This is a genomic window from Streptomyces kaniharaensis, from assembly GCF_009569385.1.
In the GTDB taxonomy this organism is placed as follows: Bacteria; Actinomycetota; Actinomycetes; order Streptomycetales; family Streptomycetaceae; genus Kitasatospora; species Kitasatospora kaniharaensis.
Window position 1 is genome coordinate 54,221 of record NZ_WBOF01000007.1, and the last position, 11,692, is coordinate 65,912.

Annotated in this window: 13 protein-coding genes; 10 read left to right on the forward strand and 3 right to left on the reverse strand. The window is 71.8% G+C overall.

Annotation, left to right across the window (positions count from 1 at the left end):
* The first annotated feature begins 41 nt into the window (after nt 1-41).
* The 9 genes from F7Q99_RS42295 (at nt 42) to F7Q99_RS38470 (ending at nt 7,681) form a co-directional block, all read left to right on the forward strand.
* Nucleotides 42-776 carry a hypothetical protein gene (locus tag F7Q99_RS42295; protein WP_230211334.1) on the forward strand — a complete coding sequence of 245 codons (735 nt, stop codon included), beginning with the start codon at nt 42-44 and terminating at the stop codon, nt 774-776.
* Between the two features lie 2 nt (nt 777-778).
* Nucleotides 779-1,447, forward strand: coding sequence for a dTMP kinase (locus tag F7Q99_RS38435; protein WP_153471701.1), 669 nt, complete (start codon nt 779-781; stop codon nt 1,445-1,447).
* Nucleotides 1,448-1,455: 8 nt separating this feature from the next.
* On the forward strand, nt 1,456-2,313 hold the full coding sequence (locus F7Q99_RS38440; RefSeq protein ID WP_153471704.1) for an isocitrate lyase/phosphoenolpyruvate mutase family protein: 858 nt from the start codon (nt 1,456-1,458) through the stop codon (nt 2,311-2,313).
* 34 nt (nt 2,314-2,347) lie between these two features.
* Nucleotides 2,348-2,836, forward strand: coding sequence for an NUDIX domain-containing protein (locus tag F7Q99_RS38445; RefSeq protein ID WP_153471707.1), 489 nt, complete (start codon nt 2,348-2,350; stop codon nt 2,834-2,836).
* Entirely contained in the window at nt 2,833-3,750 is a 918-nt protein-coding gene (locus F7Q99_RS38450; protein ID WP_153471710.1) for an NAD(P)-dependent oxidoreductase, read from the forward strand. Before F7Q99_RS38445 ends, F7Q99_RS38450 begins: the two co-directional genes overlap by 4 nt.
* Nucleotides 3,747-4,589: a hypothetical protein gene (locus F7Q99_RS38455; protein WP_153471713.1), complete on the forward strand. Its 843-nt coding sequence runs from the start codon at nt 3,747-3,749 to the stop codon at nt 4,587-4,589. Before F7Q99_RS38450 ends, F7Q99_RS38455 begins: the two co-directional genes overlap by 4 nt.
* A gap of 39 nt (nt 4,590-4,628) precedes the next feature.
* Complete coding sequence (locus F7Q99_RS38460; protein ID WP_153471716.1) at nt 4,629-6,476, forward strand: radical SAM/SPASM domain-containing protein; 1,848 nt, start codon at nt 4,629-4,631, stop codon at nt 6,474-6,476.
* A gap of 87 nt (nt 6,477-6,563) precedes the next feature.
* Nucleotides 6,564-6,704: a hypothetical protein gene (locus F7Q99_RS38465; protein WP_153471719.1), complete on the forward strand. Its 141-nt coding sequence runs from the start codon at nt 6,564-6,566 to the stop codon at nt 6,702-6,704.
* Between the two features lie 74 nt (nt 6,705-6,778).
* Nucleotides 6,779-7,681 carry an aKG-HExxH-type peptide beta-hydroxylase gene (locus tag F7Q99_RS38470; protein ID WP_153471722.1) on the forward strand — a complete coding sequence of 301 codons (903 nt, stop codon included), beginning with the start codon at nt 6,779-6,781 and terminating at the stop codon, nt 7,679-7,681.
* 34 nt (nt 7,682-7,715) lie between these two features.
* On the opposite strand, the gene F7Q99_RS38475 is transcribed toward F7Q99_RS38470, so the two are convergent.
* A complete protein-coding gene (locus F7Q99_RS38475) occupies nt 7,716-9,176 on the reverse strand; it encodes a hypothetical protein (protein WP_153471725.1) in 1,461 nt (486 codons plus the stop codon).
* Between the two features lie 193 nt (nt 9,177-9,369).
* On the opposite strand from F7Q99_RS38475, the gene F7Q99_RS38480 reads away from it, so the two are divergent.
* Nucleotides 9,370-9,594, forward strand: a complete 225-nt coding sequence (locus tag F7Q99_RS38480) for a hypothetical protein (RefSeq protein WP_153471728.1) — start codon at nt 9,370-9,372, stop codon at nt 9,592-9,594.
* Nucleotides 9,595-9,602: 8 nt separating this feature from the next.
* Here the strand turns inward: F7Q99_RS38480 and F7Q99_RS38485 are convergent, their stop codons facing one another.
* On the reverse strand, nt 9,603-10,466 hold the full coding sequence (locus tag F7Q99_RS38485; protein ID WP_153471731.1) for a DUF6292 family protein: 864 nt from the start codon (nt 10,464-10,466) through the stop codon (nt 9,603-9,605).
* Nucleotides 10,467-10,646: 180 nt separating this feature from the next.
* Nucleotides 10,647-11,570 (reverse strand): non-homologous end joining protein Ku, encoded by a 924-nt coding sequence (gene ku, locus F7Q99_RS38490; protein ID WP_153471734.1) that lies wholly within the window; start codon nt 11,568-11,570, stop codon nt 10,647-10,649.
* Nucleotides 11,571-11,692 lie beyond the last annotated feature (122 nt).

An 11,692-nucleotide genomic window follows, 5' to 3' on the forward strand; every position in this document is an offset into this window, starting at 1 on the left:
CTACGATTCATCGCTTCGGCTCACCCATCAAGGAGTACCGCGTGGAAGGAACCACCACCGCCATGAGCCCGCCCGAAACGCTGAGGCCCGCGAGCGTGCGGGACAGCTGGCAGGCGCTCGCTGACGGCCTGCACGTGCAGCGGGTGCACCTGCACCAGGACCAGTGGCGCCGGGCTGCGACGCTTCCGCCCGATCAGCTCGGGCTGCCCGCCGAGTTGGACCCGATCGACCTGGTGTCGAAGCCGGTGCTCGTGGTGCCGTGCGACGACGACCTGATCGGCGCCGCCGGCCTCACGCCGTGGATCGAGGTGCCGTACCGGCTCGGCCACGACCGCACCGCGAGCGGCCCGCTCACCCTCGCGGTGGACGAGGTGGCCCGGATGCTGGCCAAGGATCTGGACGGCGGCCTTGAGGCGGCCGTGCACGGCGCGACCCGTTCCAGTGCCTGGTGGGTGGGGGTGTTCGCCGTCATCCACCACGAGAGCGGCCGAAGCGCTTCCCTGGAGATGCTCCAGTCCGCCGCGCGGGCCGTCGCACTCGGCACGGGGATGCGCGTCCTTCGCGCGGCGCTTCGGACCCGGGGCGAGGACAGCGCGGTTCTGCGGGCCGCGTACTGCCGGGCCGTCGCCGAGACCGTCGTGCTGGAGGCATCGCTGCCGCAGCTGCTCGGCGAGATCGGCGGAATGCGGCTCACCGACCTGGTCACCACCTCGGTGCCGTGGCGCGGGCAGTTCACCAAGTACCAGTCGGGCACCGGAGCGGGGCAGGTGGAGTAGGGATGGACCAGTTTCCGTTCGTCGTGATCGAGGGCCTGGACGGCAGCGGCAAGACCACGTTGCGCAAAGGGCTGTTCAGGCTGTTCGACAACCTCTACGGGGTGACGCCGCTGTCGGTGCTCACCACGAACTTCCTCGCCCCCGAGGTGGCCGCGGACCTGGTGGACGGCAAGTACGCGCCCACCGAGGCCAACCGCGGGCGCTACTTGCAGGCCCTGCGCGCCGACAAACAGGCCACCATCGAGCGCCTGATCGCGCCGGCGCTGTCGCAGCGGCCGGTGATCGCGGACCGGTGGCTGCTGTCGGAGCTTGCCTTTTTCCAGGTCAAGCATGGCCAGACGCCGCAGGCCACCTACGGCGGGCTCGCCGACGCGATCGACCTGGTGCCGGATCTGACGCTCATCCTGGACGCGCCCACCAGCACCACGATGCAGCGAGCCGCCTCTCGCAGCGCGGGGGACTCGGTGCGCGACGACTGGGACGTGGACCACGTGCAGACGATCGTGCGGGTCACCTACCGGGCGATCACCGCCAGCCCGGCCGCGTTCCCGAAGATCGGGCCGACCGTGACGATCGACGCCAACCAGCTCCGGGCCGACGTGCTCGCGAACGCCTGGACCGCGCTGCTGGAACGCGGCCTGACCCCCGACCTGGAAGGAAGCCTCCAGTGAGCGCCGCCATGTCCGAGATATCCGCGGCCGGCCGCCTGCGGGCCGCCCTGCGTGACGCCGCCGCCTCCCGGCGGCCCGTGCAGGCGATCGGCGCGGTCAACGCCATGGCCGCGCGGGTCGCCGTCGAGGCCGGGTTCGACGCGCTGTGGGTGTCAGGCCTGGAGGTGTCGGCCGCCTACGGGCTGGCGGATGAGAACCTGCTCGGCTCCCGGGACCTGGCCGACGTCGTCACCTCGCTCCGTCGCGTCACCGACCTGCCGGTGATCGTCGACGTGGACAATGCCGCCGGCACCGGGGCGTCGGCGGCGCGATTCGGGTTCGACCTCCAGGCAGCCGGAGCGGCGGCCGTCTGCCTGGAGGACAGCCGTTACCCCAAGTGCAACTCGTTCTCCGAACACCGCGCCCAGGCGATGGCGGAGACGGAGGCGGTGTGCGGGCAGATCAAGGAACTCAAGGCTGCCGCCCCCGGCCTGCTGCTGATCGCCCGCACGGAAACGTTGATCTGCGGCGGCAGCATGGACGACGCGCTGGCCCGCGCCGCCTCCTACGAGGCGGCCGGAGCGGACGCCGTGCTCGTGCACTCCAAGGACACCGCCGGCAATCAGGCGCTGGAGGTGGGCCGCCGCTGGTCCGGCGTGCCGCTGGTCACCGTCCCCACCGCCTTCCCGCACCTGGACCGCCGGCTCCTCGGGGAGGCCGGGTTCGTCCTGGCGATCTACGCCAACCAGCTGACGCGCGCCGCACTGGCCGCGATGCACCGAGCCGCTGTCGGCTTCCGTGCCACGGGCGTCTTCGAGGCCTGCCAGCTCGCCGACGTCCAGGACCTCATGCGCGTCGGCGACCCCGACGCCCGCGCCTGCCTGTGACACCCCTGCTCCGACAACCAGTACGGAGGCACCCTTGAGCGATCTGCCCAGCATCAGCGTGTCGGTGAAGGCCGCGATCATCCACCAGGACCGGATCCTGCTCCTGTCCTACGACGACAGCGCGGACGGCGGCTGCTTCCACTACAACCTTCCCGGCGGTAAGGCGATCGAGGGCGAGCCGCTGCGCGAAGCGGTCGTGCGCAAGGTCCACCAGGAGACCGGCCTCGCGGTGCGGGCTGTGCGGGAGATGTTCGTCGTGGAGTACGTCCCCGGCCAGTTCGGCAAGGACCTCGGCCCGCAGCACAAGACCCAGCACAACTTCCTCGCCGAGATCACGGACGGCCGCACCACGCCCCGGTTCTCCGACCCGCGCGATCCCATCCAGGTCGGCTTCGCATGGCTGCCGCTGGCCGAGCTCACCACGGTGACCCTGATCCCGCAGGTCGCCCCCGCGATCTTCGCCGCTCTCACGGACACCCGTGACGTCCTCGTGGACCGCGCCCAGACGGAGACGACGCGATGAGGGCGCCCACGATCCTCGTCGCCAAGGGGGCGGGCGATGCGAACGCCCTGGTCCGCTCCCTGAGCCGGTACGACGTCTACGAGTTCACCAGCCTCGACGAGCTCGGCGGCGCCGTGCGCCGCGCGGAGCTGATCGTCATCCGCTCCGGCGTGCGGCTCGACGCGGACCGGCTGGCCGCCATGCCGAAGCTGCGGCACGTCATCCGGGCCGGCTCCGGGCTCGACGGCATCGACACCGCCGTCCTGGCCGCGCGGGGGATCGGCCTGCACCGATACCCCGAGGCGTCGGCTCCGGCCGTCGCCGAGTGGTGCCTTGCGGCGCTGCTGGCCCTGGCCCGGCGCATCCCGCTCGGCGCCAATGGCCTGGCCCACGGCGACCATCTCAAGACGGCCTGCCTGGGGACGCCGGTGGTGTCGATGCGCGTGGCCGTCTGGGGCGCCGGGCCCATCGGCCGAGCCGCGGCCGCCGTGACCGAGCGATTCGGCGCGGAGGTCGCCTTCGCCGCCCGGCCCAGCATCACCGACGGGCTGCGGCAGCTGCCCGCGGCCGAGCTACCCGGCTGGGCAGACGCCCACATCGTCGCGCTGCCCGCCACCGCGGAGAACACCGGGGCGTTCGGCACGGACTTCCTCCGCTCGGCGGCCGGGCGCCGGCCCCTGCTTGTCGTCGCTGGGCGCCTGGCCACCATCGACACGGGCGCGTGCCTGGAGGCCCTGGCCGACGGCGGCCTGACCGGCCTGGCCGTCGATCCGATCGAGGCGAGCGACGCGCACCTGTTCAAGTCCGGCCCCGCCCCGCAGAACCTGCTCGCCACCCCGCACATCGGAGCCCAGCGCGCAGACGTCCGCGTTCTCCTGGACGCCTGGGTCACCCAGACCGCCAGCGCCGTCCTGGGCGGGGAGGCGGCCCGGTGAACACGTGGGTGGAACACAGGCGTGCGGTGGCCCGCACGGTCACCGGGCAGCTCGCCCAGGAGTACCCCGGCTCGCCAGTGTGGATGACGGGGCCCGTGGCCTGCGGGATCGCCCACGCCCGCAGCGACGTCGATCTGCGGGTGCTGATCACCGAAGGACCGGTGCCGGTGCTGCAGTCCCGTATCGTCGACGGCGTCCGCGTCGACCTGGAGGCCCAGGCCGCCTCCGAGGCTGACGAACTGCGCGGCTACCTGAGGCAGTTCCACATCCTGGGCGACGACGTCGACCTGTTTCGTACAGTGAGGCGCCGCCTTCCGGCGCTGACCGTGCTGCGGACCGCCCTCGCGATGCACGACGGACAGCAGCCGGTGCTCGACCAGGCCGAGCGGGACGTCTACCGCCGGTGGGCGCTGGCCGACCGCGTCCAGCACGCGATCAGCCTGGTCGAGGACCTCGACGGCCTGTTCCAGGCCGGACTGAGTGACGCCGTGGACCTGGTCACCGGGCAACTGCACCTCGCCGTTCAGCAGGCGGAGAACGTCGCCGCCGGCCACCCGCTCCTCGGCGACAAGTGGACCCCCGTCCTCGCCGGGGCCCCGACGCCAGCCGCGGCGTCCGTGCACCAGGCCCTGCGCCAGGCCCGCGCCCGGCTGCTGGCCGCGCTGCTGACGGTGTGGCCCGAGACCGCCGCCCCGGACGGCCAGGTGCCGGACGACTGGCTTGAGGCCGGGTGGCTGCCCCAGCGCTACAGCGACGGCTGGCGACTGAAGTTCGCCGACGCCACCATCCGCCTCACGCCCGGCCAGCTGGCCGCGTGGCACCAGGCGCTTCGCTTCTGACCGGGCCCGCGCCCGTTCCTCTCCCCTGGGAGGCACCCGATGCACCCCACCGAGCTGATCGGCCACCTGTACCGGTCGCTGGACGCGTCCGACGAAGACGCCGTCTCGGTCATCCTCAAGGTCCGCGGCGAGACCTGCGACATCGACTGCCTGCACTGCTACGAGAAGCGCAAGGAAGGCCCCGGCGGCGCGCGGATCAGCGACGACCAGGTCCAGCTCCTCCCGAACCTCTTCGCAGGCCGTCCGCTCGCCATCGAACTGCACGGCGGCGAACCGCTAACCGCCGGGAAGGACCACATCGCCCAACTGCTGCGGACCCTCGCCGGCATGCCGCAGGTCAAGCGCCTGTCCCTGCAGACCAACGGCGTCCAGCTCGACGCCGAGTGGCTCGACCTGTTCGACGCCCACTACCCCGGCCTGGAGCTGGGGATCTCCCTGGACGGCGACCCGGAAGGCAACCGGTGGCGCGTCGGCTACGACGGCGACCCCACCTACCCGCGCGTGGTCAGGGCCCTGGAACTGCTGGCCGAACGCGGCCGGACCTGCGGCATCATCACCACCGTCACCCCCGCCGTCCTCGGCCGCCCCGCCGAAGTCCTCGACCACCTGGCCGCGTTCACCGCCGTCACCTCGGTCAGCGTCGTGCCGTGCTTCGACACCGCCGTCACCCGGCCCACCACGTACACCGGCAGCCGCCGCCCGCCCAGCCGGGCCCTGCAGCAAGCCGCCCTCGACCGGCCCGGCGGCCCGGCCTGGGCGATCACCCCCGACCAGTACACCGACTTCGTACTCGGCCTCACCCAGCACTGGATCACCACCGGCCTGTTCCGCCGCCTCAAGCTCTCCCCGGCCGTGCCCACCATCCGCCGGCTGCGAGGCCTGGGGGTGTCGTTCTGCCACTTCTCCGACATGAAGTGCGACCACGTGTTCACCCTCTACCCGGACGGCCGGCTCGGCAGCTGTGACGAACTCCCCTGGCCCCAGGCCCAGCTCACACACCTGACGCCCACCACCGGCCCGGCCGACATCACCACGGCCCAGCGCGACTCCAACCTCCTGCGCCAGGGCAAGGGCCTCATGACCGCCTGCGTGACCTGCGACTACCGCAGCACCTGCGGCGGCGGCTGCATCGCCACCCGCTGGCGCATGAACCTCGCCGGCCAGCACGACGCCTACTGCGACCACCGCATACGCCTGATCGACGGAACCGCGGCCCTCCTCGCCGACCCCGCCCACCCGGACGGCGCTTGGTGCCGTACGGCCCGCTGGCGCCCCACGCCCGTCAACCGGATGCGCGACGTCCACGCCTTCCTGGCCACCTGGGACGACCCCCAGGCCGCCCGCCACCTGGCCCAGCTGGTCACCAGCGCCTTCGGCAACATCAACACCACCGGCCTGCCCGGCCCCACCGCCCAGAGCGCCGACGACCTCGACCCCGCCCACCCGCAGTGGAACGACGCGATCGAGCCCGGCATCAAACCGCTCGTCGACCACCTCACCGGCCGCTGGCACCTCGTCACCTACGACAGCTGCGAAGGCCACCACTACGACGGCACCCGCAGAAGCCAGACCCGCGAGGTCGGCCTCCTCCCACGCGACGGCGCCGAGTACGCCGCCACCGCCGCCGCCCTGTGCCGGGCCGCCACCCGATGCGCTCCCGCCCTGCCGCCCGCCGTACGCCTCCTGGTCGCCCGCAACAACCTGACCTGCGAGACCACCGGCCGCACCCACCCGGTCCTCGACCTGCGTCTGCTGCCCACCTCCGAGATGCCCGGCGCCGCTTACTTCGCCGCCCTGGACGACGCCACCGCCCAGCTCCTGGCCGCCCTCGACGCCGAAACCCCCGTCGACCAGCGCCCGTGCGCCTGCCCCCTCCCGGTCGCGTGACCCCCACGCCACGGGGGCGCGCACCCCCGACCAGCCCGTACGGCCCCAGCCCAACCCCAAGAAGCCCACGCAGAGAAGGAACCGGCGATGAAGAACGACACCTGGGCCAAGGACTTCCTCGACGCCGTCGAGGAGCTCCGCGACGACGACGGGTCCGTCCGCTTCACCATGCACTCCTCCCGGGAGGGCGCCGACGACTGGCCGACCGAGCCGACCGTCCACGCCTGATCCGACGCGCTAGACCCAGCCGGGGCCAGGGCCGAGGGCCCTGGCCCCACCCCTTCCACGCCAAGGAGACCGCGATGGACCTCAGCACCGTCTTCCGCATGCCCGCGATCCACGACCTCCACCAGGCCAAGACCCGGCGCATCCACCACGCCCTCGTACGCGGCGCCGGCCGCGACATCCCCATCCCTGAGCCCACCGCCGCGGCCTACGCGCTCGCGCACCACGTCCTCGAAGGCGCCGAACACGCCGCCCACACCAACGACCCCGACACCTTCGCCTGGTACACCGAGCACCCCGACGCCGGCGCCGCCGACCTCGCCCCGGCCGGTCCACTCACCGTCGCCCCCGACGAGGCGAACCTGATCACCTCGTCCATCTCCGACACCCCGTACTACGTGCTCGGCCCCACCACCCAGGCCGCCGCGGAGCACCTGCACAAGCTCACCTTGGAGTCGGCCAGCCTCGCCGCCGAGCACGGCTTCGGCGAACTCGTCGACGCCCACGCCCCCCTCGTGTGCCTGCTCACCGGCAAGCCGCTCGGCAGCCCCCTGCGCTCCTGGACCATCAGCCGCATGCCCGGCACCGTCTTCCTCGACTACGTCCCGGACAACCCCGTCATGGTCGCCCGCGACCTCGTCCACGAGGCCGGCCACAACTGGCTCAACGACGCCCTCACCGCCACCGGCTGCGAGATCGACAACACCCAGACCTTCTACTCCCCCTGGAAGAAGACCCACCGGCCCGCCTACGGATTCCTCCACGGCTGCTGGTCGTTCTCCCTGGTCGCCCTCTACGTCGCCGCCGTCCTGCCCACCACCGGCGACGAGACCCACACCTTCCTCACCGCCTACCTCGACCGCCAGCGCACCCAGCTCCGCATCGTCACCGGCGACCACGAGACCGCCCTGCAGACCATCACCGACGCCACCCTCCGCGCCAGGCTGCGGACCGTCTACCGGCACGCCCTCGCGCTGTGACAGGACGGCTCCAGCCGCTGCTGCGCTCCGGTGATCAACCTTGGTCGCCGGGGCGCAGTTGTTCCGGGACTTCGCCGTAGCCGGGCAGGTGGACTGTCGGCGGGTGCGGCGGAGGCGGAGGGGCATTGGCCGGCCAGGGCGCCGCAGGGGCGGCGGCTGCCGGTGGAGCGAGAAGGTAGTCGTCGGGCTCCGGGGCGGGGCGCTGGACCGGCACGCGCCCGGAATCTTCCGCAAGGGCCGATTCTGCAGGTGCGGTCAGCGGGGCCATGGACGACGCCTCGCGGTTCTCCTGCTCGGCGTCGGGGAGCGGCGTACCGGCCTGCAGTTCCATGGCCGGGGTGCGAGCGGCGAGGTCCATGCCGGTGGACGAGGCGGGCTCTGCGGAGGCGGGCGGGGCAACGGGGAACTGCTGGCTCGTCGCGACGCCGTCGTTTGGCAGCGGAGCGGGTCGGGACTGGCGAACCAGGTGCGGGCGAACTGGTGCAGTCGTGTGGGCTGTCCCAGGGCGGCGGTTGGGCGCAGAGGTGCGGCGCAGGGGAGGAGGAACGGTTCGGGTGCCGGGTGGGAGTGGCCGGGGGCAGGAGATGCCTCGGGGCGCGCCAGTGTCTGGGTCAATCTCCCAGTGGGCGAGTTGCCAGTGGGCCTCCAGCCAGAGGCGGACCTCGTTCGCCTCCGGCCAGAGCTTCCAGGTGCCGATCGCCAGGATGTGCCGGTCGGGGCGCAGTTGGTCGAGCAGGGCGGGGTGCTGGGTGCGCAGGCGGACACTGAACCGCTGGCCGCCGTTGTGCGGGCGTTGCCCGGTTGCGAGGGTGGCGTACGCCTTGCCGTTCTTGCTGTCGATGCGTGCGACGGTGCCGTAGAAGGCGACGGGATGCCGTGGGGGCCGGCCGCCCGCGAGGACATGGTGAAGGTCGGCAGCGGTGGCGGGGTGATAGCAGAACCGGTGCCAGGGGATCGGCTTGGTGGTGTCGCCGTAGATGACGGAGAACATCTCGACGGCTTCGACGTTGAAGCCGTGCAGCTGCAGGAAGTGCACGATCTTCGCCGCGGAGTTAAGCGCCGGCGGGATCAGGGGCCGCGTGGTGGTGAAGGTGAGCGATCGGGTGCCCGCAGCAGCCTCGCCGTCGGCCGGCTGCGGCGCCTTCACCATAGAAAAGCCGAGGTCGCCGGGCACGACCAGGCGCAGCCGGCTGCCGTCCTCAGCCTGGGCAAGGCCCTGGGAGCCGCGGGCAATGGCCTTGACCACCTCGGTGGGGTTGTACCCGCAGTCGGCCGCGTGGTGCTGCTTGGGGTAGAGGGCGAAGTGGGCGCCGACCTTGGTGGGGTTGGGCCCGTCCTCGCCCTTGAAGTAGGCGGGCACCAGCTTCACGTTGGCCTCGCAGTAGCGACACAGCAGGGGTTTCGCTTCCGGGGGCAGCGGGTCGGTCCGGGAAGCCCGGATCTTCGCCCCCTGCTGGGTGCGTGCCTGGAGCATCGTGTATACGGTCTTGGCCACGCTCCCGCCCCCTTCGGATCCTGTGTGTGTCCGATCATGCCCAATTCGGAGGGAGTTCCGGCTGCGAACCGGCAATCGGACCGCTGGCCCGGCCCGTCTGCCGGTGCGACGGCTGCTGGCTCTGACGGGCGATGGCTGCGCATCAAGGTCGACGACCGGGCTGCCGCTCTCCCTTGTCTGGTGACCGCCCCCGGTGACGATCAGGCAGTCACCAGCCGACCCGTCCGGCCCGCAGGCCCATCAGCTCGCGGATGCCACCCTCAACATGTACCGCCTCGTCCGGGCGAGCGTCGGTACCGTCCAGCTCCTGCGCGGCCTGCGCCCCGACGCCGCTCCAGCTGTCCCGGCCTGCCCGGCCGAGCCCGGTGGCCGCGAGCTCGATGGGGTAGCAGGAGCCGAGCGACGGATGCGCTGCTGAGAGGCGGGTCAGTTGTCTTTGCCCTGCTGCTGCTCCCGTTGCCGACGCCGGGCCTCCATGTCCTGTAGCTGGCTCTTGAAACGCGCGGCCGACTCTCGTGCGATCTCGCTCTGCGGTGGAACGGCACCGGAGAACACTCGGCGTTCCAGGTCCCGGCCGAGTTGCTGGCTGAGACCGCCGAGGGGACCGGTGGCGCTCATCTCGTGGAGTTTGAGCAGGTCCATGACGGTGCGCAGTTCACCCATCCGCATGGGCACCTGGACCGTCTCGTCGTCGGCCGACAGTTGGTTCAGGGCCCGGTTCAGGTAGAACCAGTCGCGGCTGTGGGCGAGGTGGGACAGCCACGGTCGGCTCCCGCGTCCGATGTGGTCGGGCAGGTGAGGGGAGAGGCGGTTGATGAGCTCCGCCACGTTCTGCCCGGCTTCCCGGTAGAAGGGGCGCTCCCCGCTGCCGGCGGTGCTGCTGTCCAGCAGGAGTGCCGAGACGAACGCCACCACGCGGGCAGGGGCGGGCACTAGGCCGTCGCTCAGCCAGCGCGCGCCGACGACCGACTCCGAGGGCAGCGTGTCGTCGCTGTCCACGAAGTAGTACCAGCCGGACTGCCCGTCCCAGCCCAGAGCCGGCTGTTGCTGGCATCCCACCCGCCGCGCGAATTCGCGGCCGAGGTACAGGACGGCCTTGGCCTCCTCGAAGACCTCGATCAGCGAGGTCTCGTCGTCCGGATCCTCATCCTCGGTGAACCGGTGTCCCTCCACCTCGGCGATCTCGACGGACACCTCGTCGCGGATGAGTGCCTGCGCGACTGCGGCCGCGTAGTAGCCCAGGGTCCGCTGGAGCGACTGCTCCTCCACCTCGTCCACCGCGTGGTCCATCCTGCTCCTCCCCTTCTCGGGCGCCTTTCCTGTCGCCCCGTCAGTCTGCCCGAGCGGGTGACGGGGGCGGCCCCGGAACGCCGGCACCCGTCCAAGCCCGTGCCCGAGACCACGTCGCCGGGAACACCAGCTGCGCCAACGCCCCGCCGGATCCCGCACGCTGCAGCGGCGGCGCTCTCCTCACCCGCGATTGGCCGGCCTCTTGCGGTGAGCGTCTCCTCCAGCGGGCAAGGCCGTGCTGGTGCTCCTGCGGGCTGGGGCCTTCTTGCCGGCCTGCTGGGTGGTGCCGGTGGTCTTCACCGCGCCGCTGGTCTTCGGATGCTGCTCCCTGGCGTCAGCGAGGGCGCGCTCCAGGACGGCCATGAGGTCCATGACGGTTCCGCCGGGCGGAAGGACGCGCGACTCGGAGGCGTGCGGGGGCTCAAGACCGGCGAGGCGGGCTTCGACGACCTGCTCGAGGGCGTGCGCGTACTCGTCGTGTTCGGCCTCGATGTGGAAGTCCGAGGTGATGGCGTCCATCAGGGTCCTGGCGAGCTGCACCTCCTTGGGGCGCAGCTGGATCCCCTCGGGGGCGATGCCCGCGGCGGAGCGGATCTCGTCCGGCCAGAGCAGGGTCTGCAGCACGATAACGTCCTGGCGTACCCGCAGGACGGCCAGGCACTCGCGAGTCCTGATCGCGACGCGGGCGACGGCGACCTGGTCGGCCTCCAGCATCGCCTGGCGCAGCAGCGCGTACGGGCGGGCGCCGGCCGGGCTGGACGGTCCCAGGTAGTAGGCCTTGTCGTAGTTGACCGGGTCCACCCGGTCGGCGCCGAGGAAGCCCAGGACCCTGATCTCCTTCGTGGTCGTGAGCGGCAGGTCGGCGAGGTCGTCCTGAGTCAGGACGACCATGCGTCCGTCCGGGGCCTCGTAGCCGTGGGCGACGTCCTCGAACGGGACCTCCGTTCCGTCCAGCTCGCAGACACGCTTCTGCCGGATCCGGCCGCCGTCTTGGGCGTGTACGAGGTGCAGGGGCACGACGTGCCGTTCGGTCGCGGCGTACAGGCTCACCGGGATCGACACCAGGCTGAACGAGATCGTCATCTTGGCGATCGCCTTCGGCATCGCCGCCTCCAGGTCCGGTTCTGCTGCACCCCCTCTACTCCATCCTGGCCCGCGGCACCCCGGCTGGGGCGAGATGGCTGTGACCTGGGGTGATCCGGCCCAACGACTTGAATCGAAAATTC

Excerpts from the sequence above, each read along its gene's own strand:
- ku (WP_153471734.1), bottom strand. The coding sequence starts at position 11,570 with ATGCCGAAGGCGATCGCCAAGATGACGATCTCGTTCAGCCTGGTGTCG.
- F7Q99_RS38440 (WP_153471704.1), top strand. The coding sequence starts at position 1,456 with ATGTCCGAGATATCCGCGGCCGGCCGCCTGCGGGCCGCCCTGCGTGAC.
- F7Q99_RS38465 (WP_153471719.1), top strand. The coding sequence starts at position 6,564 with ATGAAGAACGACACCTGGGCCAAGGACTTCCTCGACGCCGTCGAGGAG.
- F7Q99_RS38450 (WP_153471710.1), top strand. The coding sequence starts at position 2,833 with ATGAGGGCGCCCACGATCCTCGTCGCCAAGGGGGCGGGCGATGCGAAC.
- F7Q99_RS38470 (WP_153471722.1), top strand. The coding sequence starts at position 6,779 with ATGGACCTCAGCACCGTCTTCCGCATGCCCGCGATCCACGACCTCCAC.
- F7Q99_RS38485 (WP_153471731.1), bottom strand. The coding sequence starts at position 10,466 with ATGGACCACGCGGTGGACGAGGTGGAGGAGCAGTCGCTCCAGCGGACC.
- F7Q99_RS38435 (WP_153471701.1), top strand. The coding sequence starts at position 779 with ATGGACCAGTTTCCGTTCGTCGTGATCGAGGGCCTGGACGGCAGCGGC.
- F7Q99_RS38460 (WP_153471716.1), top strand. The coding sequence starts at position 4,629 with ATGCACCCCACCGAGCTGATCGGCCACCTGTACCGGTCGCTGGACGCG.